Origin of the sequence: Kitasatospora sp. NPDC058184 (assembly GCF_042883725.1) — a bacterium.
In the GTDB taxonomy this organism is placed as follows: Bacteria; Actinomycetota; Actinomycetes; order Streptomycetales; family Streptomycetaceae; genus Kitasatospora.
This window is the reverse complement of record NZ_JBHVVE010000022.1, coordinates 90,094-107,158: the sequence shown is the minus strand read 5'-3', so window position 1 is coordinate 107,158 and position 17,065 is coordinate 90,094. Positions and strand designations below refer to the sequence as shown.

The following is a 17,065-nucleotide window of genomic DNA, read 5'->3' as shown; positions in this document are numbered from 1 at the left end:
GCAGATACGTTCACTCGATGAGGTGATCGATCATCCGACAGACACTCATCGGACTACTGCTGCGTCCCGGTGATTCCGTGTCGGAAGGCGTAGGCGACCGCCTGAGCCCGGTCCCGTACCGCGGTCTTGGCGAACAGATTGTTGATGTGGGTCTTCACGGTGGCCTGGCTGACGAACAGCCGTTGGGCGATCTCCGCGTTGGACAGCCCCTGGGCGATCAGCGCCAGCACCTCGGCCTCCCGGACGGTCAGCCCGTCGGGCAGCTCCCCCGGCCGGCCGACCGGCGGCCCGGCGGCCGGCCCGGAGCCGCCGGGCTGCTCCGAAAGCCTTTCCAGCAACCGGAGTTGGATCTGCGGGGAGAGTCCGGCGGCGCCCGAGCGGACGTCCGCGATGGCCCGGGCGATCTCCTCGCCGCCGGCGTCCTTGGTGAGGTAGCCGCGCGCCCCGGCCTGGAGCGCCGGGAACAGCGATTCGTCGTCGGCGTAGGTGGTGAGCACCACCACCTCGGTCTCCGGGTGCGCCGTGCGGATCCGCCTCGTCGCCTCGACGCCGTCGCAGCGCGGCATCCGCAGATCCATCAGCACCACGTCCGGGTGATGACGCTCCACCAGGGCGACGGCCTCCTCCCCGTCCCCCGCCGCACCGACCACCTCGATGCCGGGCAGCAGCCCCAGCAGCATCACGATGCCCTCGCGCACCACCGTCTGGTCGTCGGCGACCAGCACCCTGATCGCCGGTTCCGTCATGCCGGCACCCGCAGCAGCACGCGCCACCCTCCGTCCTCCGGGCCCGCCAGCAGCGTGCCGCCGAGCAGTTCCGCGCGTTCGCGCATCCCCAGCAGACCGTACCCGCTGCCGCTGGCCGCCAGCTCCCCCGACGCCGGCTCGGCCGCGGACGGGCCGCGCGGCGGCCGGGTGTTGCGCACCTCCAGCTCCACCGCGCCGTCCAGGTAGCGCAGTTCGACGGCGCAGCGGGCGCCGGACGCGTGCTTGCGGACGTTGGTCACCGCCTCCTGCGCGGTGCGCCGCACCGCGAGGGCGGCCTCGGCGGCGAGCGGCCGGGGCGTGCCGGTGACGGTGAGGGCGGCCCGCTCCCGTCCGGTCAGCTCCACCAGGAACTCCCCGACCGGGGTGAACTCCCCGCGCAGCGCGGACAGCGCCTGCCGGGTCTCGGCCAGCCCGTCCTGCGCCATCCGCCGGGCGGCGACGACCCGTTCGCGGACCTGCTCGCGGTCCGTCCCGGCGTCCAGCATCAGCCGGGCCGCCTCCAGGTGGACGAGCTGCGCGGAGAGGCTGTGGGCGAGCACGTCGTGGATCTCCCGGGCGATCCTGGCCCGTTCGGCGAGCGCCGCGCTCTCCGCCTCGGCGGCCCGGGCGGCCCGCTCCTGGGCGAGCAGCAGGCGGGCGGTGCCGCGCGCCTCGATGTCCAGCCGCAGCAGGAAGCCGACCAGGACGGACCCTCCGATGGTGGCGGCGATGCTGAGCCAGCTCGCCGGGGAGGCCGCCGTGTACGAGCCCAGCGCGACCGCCGCGGCGCACAGCGCGGGCGCGGGCGGCAGCCGGATCAGGGCCGTCACGGCCAGCCCGATCCAGAGGAAGTCGGCCAGCGTGTAGGCCAGCCCCTGGTTGGCGAGCCAGCCCGCGCCGACCAGGCCGGCGGCCAGCAGGTACGAGGCCGCCGGGCGCTGCTCCCGGGTGGCCCGCAGGTACCCCGCGCTGAGGGCGAAGGCCGCGGCCAGCCCGGCCGCCGCGGCGGCCGCGGCCCAGCCGGCGTACCGGCCCCCGGAGAAGGTCCCCCAGCCGACGACGACCACCAGGACGGTCCGGCCGAACACGGTGAGGACCCGCCGCGGCCGGCTCTCGTCCTCGCGGCCGATCCCTTCCCGGGACGGCCAGCGGGTCCAGTACCACCCGGCCACGGGGGCCTCCTCGATGCTCACGGCGGCGGGTCAGCGCAGTCCGGCGGCGGTCCGCGCGGGCTCCAGCGTGCGGGCCCTCCAGTTCACCACGACGGAGCGGACCAGCAGCAGGACCGCCATGCCCAGCAGCAGTGTGCTGCCCGCCTGGTGGACGTGCAGGGCCGAGCCGACCGCGTACAGGCCGATCCGGATGGCGATCATCCCGCACCAGGCGGCCACGGTGGCCTTGGTGCCCTTGACCAGGACGCCGCCGTCGGGGGCCCGCCAGATCCGTACGGTCCAGCCCCAGACCGTGCCCATCGCGAGCACGGCGACGAGGCCGGCGACCAGCAGCGTGGCGGAGACCGCGGTGTGCTGGTGGTCGACGAGCTGCGGGTCGCGCAGCGCGAGCGCGCCCAGGACCAGCGGCAGCAGCCAGAACCGGCGCTCGGTGTCCAGCCGCTGGACGCGCATCTGGCGCTGGACCACCAGGACCACCACCGCGATGACCACGAGGATGTTGGCGATGGAACTCATCGGATTCTCCGTCCCGAGGAGAGGCTTCTTGCTGACCTCTCCGACGCTACGGATCCGCCGCTTCCCGCTGATCGGAGCCGGGGTGGAGCACGGGTGGAACCGGCGGCGCGAGGGCCCTCCACCCGTGGGTGGAGGGCCCTCGCGTCCGGCCGGGATCAGGCGTCGATGCGGGAGCGGTCCAGGGTGGCCGCCGAATCCACGATGAACTCCTTGCGCGGGGCGACGTCGTTGCCCATCAGCAGGTCGAAGATCCGCTCGGCCTGCTCCAGGTCGCCCAGGTTGATCCGGCGCAGCGTGCGGTGGCGCGGGTCCATGGTGGTCTCGGCCAGCTGGTCGGCGTCCATCTCGCCGAGGCCCTTGTAGCGCTGCACCGGCTCCTTCCAGCGCTGGTTCTTGCGCTGGAACTCCAGCAGCGTGGAGCGCAGTTCGGCGTCGGAGTAGGTGTAGTGGTACTTCTCCTGGCCGCGCTTGGGGCTGGTGAGCTCGATCCGGTGCAGCGGCGGCACGGCGGCGAAGACCCGGCCCTGCTCGACCATCGGCCGCATGTAGCGGTGGAAGAGGGTGAGCAGCAGGGTGCGGATGTGCGAGCCGTCGACGTCGGCGTCGGCCATGAAGATGACCCGGCCGTAGCGGGCCTGGTCGATGTCGAAGGTGCGGCCGGAGCCGGCCCCTATCACCTGGATGATCGCGGCGCACTCGGCGTTCTTGAGCATGTCGCTCACGGACGCCTTCTGCACGTTGAGGATCTTGCCGCGGATCGGCAGCAGCGCCTGGAACTCGGAGTTGCGGGCGAGCTTGGCGGTGCCGAGCGCGGAGTCCCCCTCGACGATGAACAGTTCGCTGCGGTCGACGTCGTCGCTGCGGCAGTCGGCCAGCTTGGCGGGCAGCGAGCTGGTCTCCAGCGCGGTCTTGCGGCGCTGGGCCTCCTTGTGCTGCCGGGCGGCGACCCGGGTGCGGGCGGCCGCGACGACCTTGTCCAGCACGGCCCGGGCCTGGAGCTTCTGGTCCTTCTTGGCCGAGGCGAGGAAGGCCTTGAGCTCCTTGGCGACGACGGCGGCGACGATCCGGTTGGCCGCCGACGTGCCGAGCACCTCCTTGGTCTGGCCCTCGAACTGCGGCTCGGCGAGCCGGACGGTGACGACGGCGGTGAGGCCCTCGGTGGCGTCGTCCTTGGTGATGTCGTCCTCGGCGACGCGCAGCAGCTTGCTCGCGCGCAGCGCCTCGTTGACCGTCTTGGCCAGCGAGCGCTCGAAGCCGGTGATGTGGGTGCCGCCCTTGGGGGTGGCGATGATGTTGACGAAGGAGCGCAGGGTGGTGTCGTAGCCGGCGCCCCAGCGCAGCGCGATGTCCACGCCGAGGTGGCGGGTGACCTCGGTGGGGGTCATGTGGCCGAGGTCGTCCAGGACCGGCACGGTCTCCTTGAAGGTGCCCTCGCCGCGCAGCCGCAGCACGTCGCAGACCGGCTTGTCGGGGGCCAGGAACTCGCAGAACTCGGCGATGCCGCCGTCGTAGCGGAAGACCGTCTCGTCGATCTGCTCGCTCTCGGTGAGCCGCTCGTCACGCACCACGATGGTCAGGCCGGGGACCAGGAAGGCGGTCTGCCGGGCGCGGCTGTGCAGCGTCTCCAGGGAGAGCTTGGCGTCCTTGAGGAAGATCTGCCGGTCGGCCCAGTAGCGGATCCGGGTGCCGGTGCGGGTCTTCGGCACCTTGCGGGTCCTGGTCAGGCCGTTGCCGGCCTCGAAGGGCGCGTCCGGGCTGGTCTCGGTGAAGATGCCGGGGGTGCCGCGGCGGAAGCTGATCGCGTGGGTGTGCCCGCTGCGGTCGACCTCGACGTCGAGGCGGGCGGAGAGCGCGTTGACGACCGAGGCGCCGACGCCGTGCAGACCGCCGGAGGCCGCGTAGGAGCCGCCGCCGAACTTGCCGCCGGCGTGCAGCTTGGTCATCACGACCTCGACGCCGGACAGCCCGGTCTTGGGCTCGACGTCGACCGGGATGCCGCGCCCGTTGTCCCGGACCTCGACCGAGGAGTCGGGGTGCAGCACGACGTCGATGCGGTCGCAGTAGCCGCCGAGCGCCTCGTCGACGGAGTTGTCGATGATCTCCCAGAGGCAGTGCATCAGACCGCGGCTGTCGGTCGAGCCGATGTACATGCCGGGGCGCTTGCGGACCGCCTCCAGGCCCTCCAGGACGAGCAGGTGCCGCGCGGTGTAGTTGGAACCGTCGTCGCCGGCCAGCAGCGCGGACGGCACGGTCGTTTCGGCACTCACGCGGCACTCTCCTCGGTGAAGATCTGTCTCATCGGTCACATCCGGACGCATCCGGACCAAACGCCAGTGCAGCACGCCGCACCGACACCCGTCGCCCTGCGTGCCCGAACCCGTGCGCCGGGTGCACAGCACGACGGACCGGCCCCGCGCAGCTTGTACGCGCTGCGCGAACAAGCACCGCACCCGGGTGTGGGCCCCGGGGGCGCCATCTCCTCCCGGTACCACCGGTCCTGGCGGATCGTGGGGCCCGGCGCAGGCTCCGGAACTGCCGTTATGCAGGCTACCGGGGCCCGGGACGGGGCTTATGCTCCAACCCGGCAGAGGATTATGCTACGCGGACCTCGCACCCGATCCCGATCGGGCGTTCGAGCGAAGGGCGGATCCCGGAATCCGGCACGCATGAACCACCGGCGCCCGGGGCACGTCCTCATCAACACAGCAGAATCCTCAGAGAAGAAAAGCCACGAGCGGGAACGTTTTCGGCCTGGTTGGATGTTGACCCTGGTACGACAGCTCGTCGAGCTAGAGAAGAGGCGACGTGACTACTGTTCTGACCCCTGCGAGCCCGCTCACCGCGGCTGACCGCTGCGACCGCTGCGGCGCCCAGGCCTACCTGCGCGTCGTACTCGCCAGCGGCGGAGAGCTGCTCTTCTGCGCCCACCACGGCCGGAAGTTCGAGCCCGAGCTCAAGAAGATCGCCGTGGAGATACAGGACGAGAGCGGCCGTCTCACCACCGCGACCACCGTGACGGCCACCGACGACGAGCGCTGATACAGGGCGCCACCAACAGCAGCCGGCCTCGAGCTGTGTCCGGTCGCGCACTACGCGCGACCGGTGAGCCGGGCGACGGACCCCTTCGGGGGCCGGTCGCCCGGCTCTGCTGTACCCCGGGCCGCCCTCCTGACCCCCGCCGTTGCCCCGGGCCGTGGCTCCGGCGGCGTCCGACGCGGCGTCAGAAACCGGTGCCGGTACGTGATCGGCCGCTCACCCGCCGCGACGACCGCGGCACCGGAGGCGCCTCGTCCGCGGCTGCCACCGGCGTTCGCGGGCGTTCACCGGTGGTCGCCGGTGGTCGCGGGTGGTCACAGCACCGAGCGCACCGCGTCCGCGACCGAGGACACCCTGGTGTAGACGCCCGGGTGGGCCGCCTCGGCGCAGCCCGTCCCCCAGGACACCAGGCCCACCAGCCGGCCGTCGACGATCATCGGGCCGCCGCTGTCGCCCTGGCAGGCATCCTTGCCGCCCCTCTCCTCGCCCGCGCAGACCATGCCCCGGGCGTCGAACCTCCCGTCCTGCCCGCCCGGATAGGCCTGCGCACAGACCTGGTCCGGCACGACCGGCACGGACACCCCGCGCAGCACGGGCGAGTAGTCGCCCCGCCCCGTGGTGTCACCCCAGCCGTACACCTGGGTCGTGGTCCCGGCCGCGTACGGTTCGGTCTCGCCCTGGCCGACCAGCTCGACCACCGGCAGGGCGCCCTGGGACTCCGCGAGGGTGAGCACCGCGACATCGTTCATGTTGGCGGCGAAGGAGTAGTCGGGGTGGATCCAGACCGACCGCACCGCCACCTCCCGGCCGGACGTGCCGCGCATGTCGTCCCGGCCGACGATCACCTTCAGGCCCGGCCGGTCCACCCGGCCCCTGGCCTCGTCGTAGAAGCAGTGCGCGGCCGTCACCACCTTGGTCGGGGTGACCAGCGCACCCCCGCAGAACTGGCCGGAACGGCCGCTGCCGAACTGCTGGCGGCTGGACAGCGCCACGATCCACGGGTGGTCCGCGGTGCTCACCGCGCTGCCGCCGACCACCCGGCGCTGTGCCTCGGCCGGCGCCGCGGTACCGAGGGCGACCAGCGGGACGGGAACGGCGGCGAGCAGCGCCAGCACGGCGGCCCTGCGGCGGCGGCCCGCCCGGTCGGCGGCCGGGTCGGAGGGGTCCGCCGGGAACGGGGCGGGCGTCGGCAGGTCTGTGCGGTCCGGCTCGGTCGGCACCGTGACTCCAGGAGGCTCGGAAGCGGGCAACCGGCACAGCGTAGGTGACCGGCTACACGGTGCGACCGCTTCCCGCCGCGCCGCCACCCGGACGAGGGACAACCACCACCCGTACGCTGACGCGCCCGGGCCCGGACAGCCGCGAAGGCCCGGAGCCGTGCGGCTCCGGGCCTTCGCGTGGAACGACTGCCGTCGAATCAGTCCAGGTAGTCGCGCAGCACCTGGGAGCGCGACGGGTGGCGCAGCTTCGACATGGTCTTCGACTCGATCTGGCGGATGCGCTCACGGGTGACCCCGTACACCTTGCCGATCTCGTCCAGCGTCTTCGGCTGGCCGTCGGTCAGGCCGAAGCGCATCGAGACCACGCCCGCCTCGCGCTCGGACAGGGTGTCCAGCACCGAGTGCAGCTGCTCCTGGAGCAGGGTGAAGGAGACCGCGTCGGCCGGGACGACCGCCTCGGAGTCCTCGATCAGGTCACCGAACTCGCTGTCGCCGTCCTCGCCCAGCGGGGTGTGCAGCGAGATCGGCTCACGGCCGTACTTCTGGACCTCGATGACCTTCTCGGGGGTCATGTCGAGTTCCTTGGCCAGCTCCTCCGGGGTGGGCTCGCGGCCCAGGTCCTGGAGCATCTGGCGCTGGACACGGGCCAGCTTGTTGATGACCTCGACCATGTGCACCGGGATGCGGATGGTGCGGGCCTGGTCGGCCATGGCGCGGGTGATCGCCTGGCGGATCCACCAGGTGGCGTAGGTCGAGAACTTGTAGCCCTTGGTGTAGTCGAACTTCTCGACCGCACGGATCAGACCGAGGTTGCCCTCCTGGATCAGGTCCAGGAAGAGCATGCCGCGACCGGTGTAGCGCTTGGCCAGCGAGACCACGAGGCGGAGGTTGGCCTCCAGCAGGTGGTTCTTGGCCCGGCGGCCGTCCTCGGCGATGATCTCCAGCTCGCGCTTGAGCTTCGGGGCGAGCTTGTCGGCGGCCGAGAGCTTGTCCTCGGCGAACAGGCCGGCCTCGATGCGCTTGGCGAGCTCGACCTCCTGCTCGGCGTTGAGCAGCGGGACCTTGCCGATCTGCTTCAGGTAGTCCTTGACCGGGTCGGCGGTGGCACCGGCGACGGCGACCTGCTGGGCCGGCGCGTCGTCCTCGTCGTCGTCGGAGAGGACGAAGCCCTCCGACTCCTCCTCCGGAGCGGTGCCCTCGGCCTCGGTCTTGTCGCCGGGCAGCGCGACGTCCTCGAGCAGCTCCTCCTCGCCGAGCAGCTCCTCGTCGCCCTTGGCGGTCTTGCCGGCGGCGGTCTTCTTGGCGGCGGTCTTCTTGGCCGGCGCGGCGGTCTTCTTGGCCGCGGCCTTCTTGGCCGGCGCGGCCTTCTTCGCGGGAGCCGCCTTCAGCTCGGAGCCGACCGCGGTCCTCCCCTCGGCGGTGATCTCGGCGGAGACGGTGGGAGCCGGGGCCGTGGCGGCCGCGACGGCCGGAGCCGCGACGGGAGCGCCGGGGGCGATCCGCACGGGCGGCTTGGTCGGGGCCGACGAGGCGGCCGGGGTCCGGGTGGTGACAGCCTTGGTGGCGGTGCGCTTGGTGGGGCTCTTGGCAGCAACGCTCTTGCGCTTGGCGCCGGCCGGTTCGGCCGCGCTGACCATGAGGTCCACCCCCTCCTCAATCAGCACCTGGTTGAGGCTGCGCATGACGTTCTTCCACTTGGTGACCGGGATCTGGTCCGCCTCGAACGCCTGGCGCACGTCGTCACCGGCGATCTGCCCCTGGGCCTTGCCCCGCTCGATGAGCGCCAGCAGAGCCGCGGACTCGGCGATCTCGGGGGGAAGCGAACGGGATGTGCTGGCCGACACGAACAACCTCTCGGACGATGAGTGGATCTCGAACCCGTACCGGCCGCCCGAGCGGGCGGGGAAGGAGATCGCGCGTCGGACGCGCGGTGTCGATTCCGACCGACTCGGGCTTGAGGACTGGGTTTGCAGGACGGCAGCAGCGCCGCGGACCAACACAGCATTCTGACATGTTGGAGTATTCCGGAGCTGCTTCCGCTCAGGACACATCGCTGCTACTCGTCAAGTGTTACGCATGGCCTTCGTGTCGCGGGTCACACCGACCCGGCGCCCGCAACCCGGGGCCGCTTCCATCATCGCGCACTCGCGGGGTGAACTGTTGTCATGGACAAGCTGTGAAATGGACTCGCCTTTCGCCGGGCCGCCTTCCCGGGCCCGGTAACCCCTCCCGGGCGCGACCGGCAGGCCCGGCTTCTCCCCGGCTCTCCCGGCTCCGGCTTCCCCCGGCTTCCCCGTCCTTCTCCCGCCCCCGGCGTTCCCCACGTTCTCCCGGCTCCGGTCGACCCGAGGGGTGACGGCATGCGGAGGCCCCCCGGCTGCGCCGCACGATGCGACCGGAGGGCCCTGGCGGAGCGGACCGCCGCCAGCCGGCGCCTCCGCTCGTGGAAACAGCCCGTTCAGTGCTCCCTGGGCGCGGGGACGGACGGCTCGACCTCGGGATGGACGGTGAGCAGCGCCCGCATCGCGACCTCGCCCGCGGTGCCGTCACCGGCACCCAGCGCGTCCACCAGCCGGGCGTGCAGACCGACCGAGGACTCGGAGGGCCGCTCGCAGGAGATCGCCGGGCCGCCCGAGACCTGCAGCGCGCAGGCGACGATCCCGGACAGGTGCTCCAGCATCCGGTTGCCGGCCATCTGGAGGATCAGGCCGTGCAGCTCGGCGTCGGCCCGGGTGTACGTGGAGAGGTCGGCCTGGGAGGCGGCGTGGCCCATGATCTCGACCAGCTCGACCAGGCGCTGCTGGACGTCCTCCCGGCCGTGACCGGCGGCGAGCCGGGCTGCCAGCGGCTCGATCGCCCAGCGGAGCTCGAACAGCTCCCGGCGCTGCTCGTCCCGCTGCGGACCGAAGGCGCGCCACTCGATGATGTCCGGGTCCAGCAGGTTCCAGTCGCCGACCGGACGGACCCGGGTGCCGACGTTCGGCCGGGCGCTGACCAGGCCCTTGGCCTCCAGCACGCGCAGCGACTCGCGGACGACGGTCCGGGAGACCTCGAACCGCTGGCCGATCTCCTCAGGCACCAGCGGGCGGTCGGCACCGAGATCGCCGGAGACGATCATCTGGCCGAGCTGCTGGACCAGCTGGCCGTGCAGACCGCGGCCGCGGCTGCTGGTGGTCTTGCGGCCGACCCGACCGATGTCGGACTCGGCGCCCTCCCAGCGGGGCGCCGGCGGGGTCGGCCGGTCGGCGTACGAGAAGCGGTCCAGGTCGCCGGGACCGTGGATGGGCCCATCGGCGGAACGGGCGGGGGTCATGGTGGGGTGCGCAAGGGTACTCACGCCTCCTTTGTCGGCGATCCGCAGGCGTGGCTTGAGAATTCTCGTGAAAAGCACACGAAAGGGTGATCGACCGTGACTGGATAATTGACTTCTTATCAGGAAGAACCGCGCATTACGGTCACTGCTGGTCGATCTTGGTAACCACGGGCAGGACCGCACCCCGGGGGCTTTCGCAGGACCGGACAGGGCCGCCCACGGGTGCGGCGCCGTGCGGGAGGCCCTGCGCGATGCGCAGCCACAGGCCTACAGGGCGCGGCGGCGGGCCTGGACCAGCAGGGCGGCGAGCAGCAGGAGCCCCGCGGGGGCCGCGACCGCGGCGAGCAGCGCCGGATCGGTCAGCGCCGCGCTCCCGGCCACCGCCTCGTGCGCACCGCCGTACACCCAGCCGTAGGCCCACTCGATCCCGGACTGGAACGGCAGCAGCTCGGCCGCCCGGACCGGCCACGGCCTGCCGGTGTGACGCAGCAGCAGGGCGACGCCGGACTCCAGCAGCGGCGGCAGTGCGCACAGCAACAGCACCCCGGCCGCGGCGCTGCGGGTCAGCGAGGCCGTCAGCACCCCGGTCCAGGCCGCCACCACGGTGAGCAGGACGAAGGCCAGCAGGGCGGCGGGCACCCCGTGACCGGCCGTCAGGCCGAGCGGGGAGAACACGCCCGGCAGGTCGGACAGGCCGGACAGCCCGGCGCCGGTCACCGCCGCGGACACCCGGTCCGACAGCGCGGCCGGGTCCGCCCAAGCCGCCACGGTGACGCCGTCCGGCAGCGCGAGGTGCACGGCCAGCGTGTCGAGCAGCAGGGTGGTCAGCGCCAACAGGGCCGCCACCGGCCCGATCACCAGCAGCTTGGCCAGCAGCAGTCGCACCCGGCGCGGGTACGACACCTGCGAGGCCGGCAGCCCCGGGTGGCGCACCTCGTGCCCGTACGAGAGCGCGCCCAGCACCCCGGCGCCGAGCGCCGCGAAGGGCAGCGGGACCAACGGGACGGCGGCGGTCAGCAGCCGCACCCCGGCCGAAGCGGCCAGTGGACCGTCCGGGGCCTGGTCCGCCAGGACGGCGGCCACGACGGCGTCGCCGAGCAGCACGGCGGCGAGCAGCAGCCAGGTGGAACGCAGGCCGCGCAGGCGGCGCAGCTCGTAGGCCAGGACACGCACGGTTCACTCGCTCCGGTGGTCGTCGGGGGTGGCGGGGGCGGGGGCTGCGGGGATGGCGGGGGCCGTGGGGGCGGCGGGGGGCTGGGCGGTGGAGACCCGGACGGCGCCCGTGCCCGAGACGGGGCGACGGAGGCGGACGGTGTCGTCGGTGAGCAGGTCGTCGGCGCTCACCCGGCGGCCCGGCGGCCGGACCCGGGCGGGCGGCTGCGGCAGGGCCGGGGCCGGGTCGTCGCGGAAGAGCCGGTCGACGGCGACGGTGGGCGCGGGGGCGGGCTTGGCGGGGGCGTCGGACCCGGCCTCCGCGGTCGGCTCCGGGCGACGGCCGACGGGCCCGGGGCGGCGGCCCGCCGAACCGAGGACGGGGAGCGCGGCGGCGGGGAGCGCGGCGGCGATTGCCACGGCGGGCAGGGCGCGGGTGGGCAGGGAGCCGTCCTCCCGGCGGCGGGGGGCGTTGTGCTTCGGGGCGGTGGCGGCACGGGGGACGGAGGCGGTGGCTCCGGGGACGGAGGCTTCGGGGGCGAAGACGGTGGCCGGCTCGGCCGGAGTCGTCACGGCTCCGACCGGGGTGGGCTCGGCGGCCGGCTCGGGGATCCGCTCGGCGGCCGACTGCGGGCCTGGCTCCGACTTCGGTTCCGGGCTCGGTGCCGGGTTCGGTTCCGGGTTCGGTTGCTCGGCCGGCTCCGGGCTCGGCCCCGCCCCGGGTTCCGGGTGGAGGCGGAGGTGGCCGGAGCGGCCCGAGCCGGCCGGCAGGACGACCCGCGGCGCCGGCTGCTCGACCACCCGGTCCGCCAACTCGTGCAACAGGATCCCGTGGCGGTAGGCGAGTTCGCCGATCTCGGTGCGGTCGATGCCGGCCACCGCGAGGCCCACGCTGCCGTCCCGTCGGACGTCCGCGCCCTGGCTGACCAGCAGGTCCGCCAGCCGTGCCATCTGCGGCCCCCGGACGGCCACTTCGGGGCTGAGCCTGGTCCGCCGGAACTCCGCGACCGGCTGGTCGGCCACCAGTCGGCCGCGGTCCAGGGTGACCACCCGGTCCGCGAGCTGCGAGGCCTCCTGCGGCGTGCGGGTGGTCACCAGGACCGTTCCGCCGGCGGCCCCGAAGGAGCGCAGGAAGGAGTGGAACCACTCGACGTTGCGCGGTGACAGGCCGTCGGCGGGCCCGTCCAGCAGCAGCGCGCCGGGGTCGCCGAGCAGGGCGGCGGCAAGGGCCAGGCGGCGGTGCATGCCGGGCGAGAAGGTGCGCAGCCGCTGCCCGGCGACGGCGGCCAGCCGGGTCTGCTCCAGCAGTTCGTCGGCCCGCCGGGCCGGGACGCCGACGGCCGCGGCGAGCATCCGCAGGTGGCTGCGCGCCTTGCGGCCCGGATGTCCGGCCACCGCGGCCTCCCCGGTGCCGGGCAGCAGCACCCCCACCTCGCGCTCGGGGTGGCGCAGCCGACGGTAGCGGCGGCCGTCGAAGAGCGTGACGCCCTGGCCGCGTTCGAGTTCGAGCATCAGCCGCAGGGCGGTGGACTTGCCCGCCCCCTCGGCGCCGAGCAGCGCGGTCACCGTGCCGGGCCGGGCGTCGAAGGTCAGGTCGAGCACTGCGGGCGGAGCGCCCTTGCGGTAGACCTTGGTCAGTCCGGTGATCTGGATCATCGCTGGCTGCTCCCGTGCCCTCGGCCGAGCTGTTCGACGCGGAGCACCCCTGACGGGCGGGCATGCACCCGCGCGGCTCCGCGCCAGCACATTAGGGGGCGGCGACGGCTATTCCGGGCATTACGGGAACGGCACGGGCCCGCCGGCTGCCCACCTCACCCGATCAGGGGACAATCCGATCCTGCGATTCACGGTCGACCGGTCCGTTCCGGGTCCCGGCGGAGTCGGTTGCTTCGGTGACTTCGGTGGCTCCGGTGGCCTCGGTGGTGCCGGTGGTGTCGGCAGCTTCGGTGGCGCCGGACGGGCGGGGCTCCGTGTCCGCTGAGGGGTGCGGCCCCTACCGGGAAGGCCAGGGCGGTGGCGGGAGCTGCTCACCGCCGCACTCCGCGTGGAACTCGTCGACGGCTGCCTGCCCCTCGACCACGATCTCGCCCAACCGCTCCCGCTCGGCGGCCAGCCGTTCCTCGACGGCGGCGATCGACTCGGGCGCCGCGTGCTCGGCCTGCAGCTCGGCCAGTTCCTTCTCCGTTGCGGTGGTGGTCCTGTCCAGGCTCCGGTAGTCCGCCGCCAGCCCCTCGATGAGGATTCGCTGGTTGGCGCAGTCCTTGATGGCCATCGCGGGACTCCCTGGGCCGGAGGCCTCCGGCCCGGGCGGTCGGAGCGTCCACCGACACTCTGCGCCGACGCCCCCGGGTCCGCAGCCAGGCCAGGCCATTCGGCTGCCCGGTACCGCAGAACGGCGGGTCGGTACCGGGTTCGGGCGGGCCGAACGCAGGGCTTGGCGGAGGGCTGGGGACAGGACCGGGCACAGGGCCCGCGGGGGTCAGGACTCCGGGCGGAGCATGGGCGGGTTGAGGACGGTCGCACCGCCGGCGGTGAACAGCTGGGCCGGACGGCCGCCCTGACGGGTCGTCGTGCCACCCGAGGGCAGCAGGAAGCCGGGGGTACCGGTGACCTTGCGGTGGAAGTTCCGCGGGTCCAGCACCACGCCCCAGACCGCCTCGTAGACCCGGCGCAGCTCACCGACGGTGAACTCGGTCGGGCAGAAGGCGGTGGCGAGGGAGGAGTACTCGATCTTGGAGCGGGCGCGTTCCACACCGTCGGCGAGGATCAGGCCGTGGTCGAAGGCGAGCGGGACGCCATCGGCCGGGTTCTCCCCGAGGAGTTCGCCGACCGGGGCCCAGCGGGCGCCGCTGGCGTCGCCGCCGGCCCGGGGCGTCGGCAGGTCGGGGGCGAGCACCAGGTAGGCGACGCTGACCACGCGCATCCGGGGGTCGCGCTGCGGGTGGCCGTAGGTGGCGAGCTGCTCGAGGTGGGCGCCGGCCGCACCGGGGCCGGCCGCGTCCTGGCCGGGGGCGGTGTGGGCGCGCAGGCCGGTCTCCTCGGCCAGCTCACGGGAGGCGGCCTCGGCCAAGCCCTCGTCCGGGCGGACGAAGCCGCCGGGCAGCGCCCAGTACCCCTGGAACGGCGGCTCGCCTCGTCTGACCAGCAGGGCGCAGAGCGAGTGGTCGCGCACCGTCAGCACCACGAGGTCAACCGTGACAGCGAACGGGGGGAAGGCCGACGGATCGTAGCGCGACATGGCGACGATCATAGTCGTCTCTCTGACGATAAGCACAGGCCCGTGCGTGGCCGCTCCTGGCCGGTGGCCCCCGCCCGACCCGGCGCGGTTCGTGTACGGGCCGCGCCGGGCCGGGAGCGGACGGGACCGGTGCCGGTGACCCGGTGTCACCGACACCGGGCCCGGACGGGCGGTGGCGGGCGGCGGCGGGCTCAGCGGGCGACGAGTTGCAGGTCCTCGGACGCCTCCTCCACCATCGCGACGCCGATCCGGCTCACCCGGACGGAGAAGGGCTCGCCCGCCACCCGCAGACCGGTCAGCTCCAGCTCGCCGAGCGGTGCGGTGCTGGCCGGGCGGACCAGCACCCGGCCGCCCGGGACGTCGGGCCGGACCCCGGCGAGGGCGAACACCGCGTGCACGGCACCGGCTGCGGAGACCGCCGCCGGGCGGCAGGCGGCCGGGTGCGGCACCGGCGGGCAGCCGGGGGTGCGCTGCTCCCCCGCGTACATCTCCGGCAGGCGCCCCTCGAAGTGGGCGCTCGCGGCGAGCAGGCCCTCCAGCAGGGTGCCGGCCTCGTTCTCGTGACCGGCCTCGGCCAGGCCGGCGACCGCCAGCGCCGTCTCGTGGACCCGCACCGCGCCGCCGCGGTGGCCCAGCGGGTTGAAGCGGAGTGACTTGGCGCTCAGGGTGCGCAAGCCCCAGCCGCTGTCCAGCTCCGGCGCGACCAGACGCTGGGCGAGCAGCCGGGTCTGCTCGCGGTCCAGCAGGCTCTCGTGCCGGCCGCCGTCGACGGCGAGCCCGGTGTCCAGCAGGTGCACCAGGGAGGAGGCGACGGCGGGCAGCGGCTGGCCGCCCGGGGCCAGCCCGGCCGCGGGGCGGCCGCCGGAGAGGTCGTCGACCCAGAACCGCTCGCGGAAGCGCCGGCGCAGCCCGGCGGCCCAGCCGCGCCAGTCCTCGGCGCCCGGTCGGCCGAAGGCCTCCAGCAGCTCGGCCCCGTGCAGGGCGGCGCGGTGGGCCTGCGCCTGGACCTCGGCGCGGGCGGCGACCGGATGGGCGGAGCGCTCCTCGGCCGGGCGGCTCAGGTCGGTGACGAAGCCGTCGACCAGCCCCTCCCGCAGGGCGGCCAGGGCCCGCTCGGCGGTCGGCAGCAGCTCGGCGACCTCGGCCGGGGGCAGGCCCCAGCGCCAGGCCTCGGCCAGCACGGTGACGAACAGCAGGGTGGCCTCGGTGGCGGTGCAGGTGGGCGGCAGCTCGGGACCGCCATGGCGCAGGGCGCCGGGCAGCAGGCCCTCGGTACGGCCCGGGGCGGGGGCGAGTTGCTGGCGGCGGGCCAGCGCCCGGAGGGTGCCGGCCGCCAGCCGGGTGCCGAGCGGCAGGGTCAGCCGGGCGGCCCAGAGCGCGTCGGCCGGGGCGAGGCCGAAGCGCCAGGGCGCTCCGGAGGCCGGGTAGAGGTCGGTCGGGCGGTCCGGGTCGGCGAACAGCAGCCCGCCGAGGGCGTCCAGCGAGCGGGAGACCAGTGGGGCGGCCCGGGTGTCGTCGCTGCGGACCTCCGGCTCGGACCAGGGCAGTGGCGCGCCGGTGCCGCGGCCGCCCGGCGGGCGCGGGCCGCTGGCGGCGGTCTCCAGCTCGGTGTGCAGCTCGACCGACCAGCGGGCGCCCGGCTGGACCTCCAGGTCCCAGCGGAGCACGCCGGCGCCGGCCAGGACGGCGTGCGGGGAGGGCTGGGCGCTGACCACGGCGCTGTGCACCGGGCCCGTCCAGCGCAGTCCGGCGGACTGCACCTGCCCCGGCAGGTCGGGCTGGCGGTGCCCGGCCGCGATCTCGGCGACCGGGCCGAGGTCGGTGCCGAGGGCTATCTCCAGTGGCAGCCGGGCGGGCCGGGGACCGGTGTTGCGCACGACCACGGTCTCCACGCCGTCCGCGTGCCGCAGCCGTTCGACGGTGAGTGCCGGATCCGGGTCGAGGTCGCCGGGGATGCGGACGGCGCCGAGGAAGCGGGCCTGGGCGGTGCTGGTCAGAGTGCCCTGGAGCGGCAGCGGCTCCATGCCGCCCAGCCGCAGCTCCATCCGGGCGAGCACCCGGACGCCGTTGCGGTAGAAGCCGTGCAGGCCGTGGCCGCGCAGCTGGCCGTCGGGGCCGGAGGCGGCCATCGCCGGGGCGTTGACGCAGATCACCGCGTGGTGGACGGCGGGCGGCTGCGGCCGCGGTGGGGCCGCGACTCGGCCCGGGCCGAGCGGTGCGCCCGCGGGCCCGGCTGCCGGGGCCTGGTCGTGGCGGCCCACCGGCCTGGGCGGCGCGCCGACCACGCTCTCGGCCGGCATGGCCTGTGGTGGCCTCATGGCGGTCACCGGACTCTCCTCCCCTCGGCGGTCCGGTGGCCGGGTCAGGCCGGTGGGCCGCGAGCATGCTCGATCGCGTGCTGATGATGCCGGGCCGACGGGGCCGTCCCGTCGGCGGGTGTGCCGTTTCTGGCCGTACCCGGTGACGGGTCGTGCCATGCGGTGCTCGGTACCGGGCCGGTACCGGCGCGCCGCGCCTTCGTTCCCGGGGCCCCTCGCCGTGGCCCGGCACGCCGTCAGGTCCGGCGGCCCGGTCGGCCGGTGACGCCCTTCCCCCGCGGCCCGCACCCGCCGTGACGCTCGGCCCCCTGGTGGCCACCGGTCATGGTGCCGCACGCGGCCGCCGACGGCTGC

General features: G+C 74.3%; 13 protein-coding genes. 1 reads left to right on the top strand and 12 read right to left on the bottom strand.

The window, feature by feature from the left end; genetic code table 11:
• Positions 1–53 precede the first annotated feature (53 nt).
• The 4 genes from ACFVXH_RS32280 to ACFVXH_RS32265 all read right to left on the bottom strand — a co-directional run bounded on the left by ACFVXH_RS32280 (position 54) and on the right by ACFVXH_RS32265 (position 4,701).
• The gene (locus ACFVXH_RS32280; protein WP_049650785.1) at positions 54–746 is read right to left on the bottom strand and encodes a response regulator transcription factor; all 693 of its coding nucleotides are present in this window, start codon (positions 744–746) and stop codon (positions 54–56) included.
• On the bottom strand, positions 743–1,918 hold the full coding sequence (locus ACFVXH_RS32275; protein ID WP_387829438.1) for a sensor histidine kinase: 1,176 nt from the start codon (positions 1,916–1,918) through the stop codon (positions 743–745). Before ACFVXH_RS32275 ends, ACFVXH_RS32280 begins: the two co-directional genes overlap by 4 nt.
• Before the next feature lie 30 nt (positions 1,919–1,948).
• Entirely contained in the window at positions 1,949–2,434 is a 486-nt protein-coding gene (locus tag ACFVXH_RS32270) for a CcdC protein domain-containing protein (RefSeq protein ID WP_049650786.1), read from the bottom strand.
• A gap of 155 nt (positions 2,435–2,589) precedes the next feature.
• Entirely contained in the window at positions 2,590–4,701 is a 2,112-nt protein-coding gene (locus tag ACFVXH_RS32265) for a type IIA DNA topoisomerase subunit B (RefSeq protein WP_387829436.1), read from the bottom strand.
• A gap of 538 nt (positions 4,702–5,239) precedes the next feature.
• Between ACFVXH_RS32265 and ACFVXH_RS32260 the strand changes: the two genes are divergently transcribed.
• Positions 5,240–5,473, top strand: a complete 234-nt coding sequence (locus ACFVXH_RS32260; RefSeq protein WP_049650788.1) for a hypothetical protein — start codon at positions 5,240–5,242, stop codon at positions 5,471–5,473.
• Positions 5,474–5,784: 311 nt separating this feature from the next.
• Here the strand turns inward: ACFVXH_RS32260 and ACFVXH_RS32255 are convergent, their stop codons facing one another.
• The 8 genes from ACFVXH_RS32255 to ACFVXH_RS32220 form a co-directional block, all read right to left on the bottom strand.
• Positions 5,785–6,585 carry a trypsin-like serine protease gene (locus tag ACFVXH_RS32255; protein WP_049650795.1) on the bottom strand — a complete coding sequence of 267 codons (801 nt, stop codon included), beginning with the start codon at positions 6,583–6,585 and terminating at the stop codon, positions 5,785–5,787.
• Between the two features lie 302 nt (positions 6,586–6,887).
• Positions 6,888–8,540 (bottom strand): RNA polymerase sigma factor, encoded by a 1,653-nt coding sequence (locus ACFVXH_RS32250; RefSeq protein ID WP_074005670.1) that lies wholly within the window; start codon positions 8,538–8,540, stop codon positions 6,888–6,890.
• A gap of 608 nt (positions 8,541–9,148) precedes the next feature.
• On the bottom strand, positions 9,149–10,081 hold the full coding sequence (locus tag ACFVXH_RS32245; RefSeq protein WP_049650790.1) for a FadR/GntR family transcriptional regulator: 933 nt from the start codon (positions 10,079–10,081) through the stop codon (positions 9,149–9,151).
• Positions 10,082–10,270: 189 nt separating this feature from the next.
• Positions 10,271–11,176: a hypothetical protein gene (locus ACFVXH_RS32240; RefSeq protein ID WP_387829434.1), complete on the bottom strand. Its 906-nt coding sequence runs from the start codon at positions 11,174–11,176 to the stop codon at positions 10,271–10,273.
• Positions 11,177–11,179: 3 nt separating this feature from the next.
• Entirely contained in the window at positions 11,180–12,811 is a 1,632-nt protein-coding gene (locus tag ACFVXH_RS32235) for an ATP-binding cassette domain-containing protein (RefSeq protein ID WP_387829432.1), read from the bottom strand.
• A gap of 337 nt (positions 12,812–13,148) precedes the next feature.
• Complete coding sequence (locus ACFVXH_RS32230; RefSeq protein ID WP_387829430.1) at positions 13,149–13,427, bottom strand: hypothetical protein; 279 nt, start codon at positions 13,425–13,427, stop codon at positions 13,149–13,151.
• A 207-nt stretch (positions 13,428–13,634) separates the two neighbouring features.
• On the bottom strand, positions 13,635–14,393 hold the full coding sequence (locus ACFVXH_RS32225) for an NUDIX domain-containing protein (protein WP_387829428.1): 759 nt from the start codon (positions 14,391–14,393) through the stop codon (positions 13,635–13,637).
• A 191-nt stretch (positions 14,394–14,584) separates the two neighbouring features.
• On the bottom strand, positions 14,585–16,711 hold the full coding sequence (locus ACFVXH_RS32220) for a glycogen debranching N-terminal domain-containing protein (protein WP_387829469.1): 2,127 nt from the start codon (positions 16,709–16,711) through the stop codon (positions 14,585–14,587).
• Between the last annotated feature and the right edge of the window lie 354 nt (positions 16,712–17,065).

Coding starts and splice junctions, on each gene's coding strand:
- ACFVXH_RS32280 (WP_049650785.1), bottom strand. CDS start 746: ATGACGGAACCGGCGATCAGGGTGCTGGTCGCCGACGACCAGACGGTG.
- ACFVXH_RS32270 (WP_049650786.1), bottom strand. CDS start 2,434: ATGAGTTCCATCGCCAACATCCTCGTGGTCATCGCGGTGGTGGTCCTG.
- ACFVXH_RS32235 (WP_387829432.1), bottom strand. CDS start 12,811: ATGATCCAGATCACCGGACTGACCAAGGTCTACCGCAAGGGCGCTCCG.
- ACFVXH_RS32230 (WP_387829430.1), bottom strand. CDS start 13,427: ATGGCCATCAAGGACTGCGCCAACCAGCGAATCCTCATCGAGGGGCTG.
- ACFVXH_RS32225 (WP_387829428.1), bottom strand. CDS start 14,393: ATGTCGCGCTACGATCCGTCGGCCTTCCCCCCGTTCGCTGTCACGGTT.
- ACFVXH_RS32220 (WP_387829469.1), bottom strand. CDS start 16,711: ATGAGGCCACCACAGGCCATGCCGGCCGAGAGCGTGGTCGGCGCGCCG.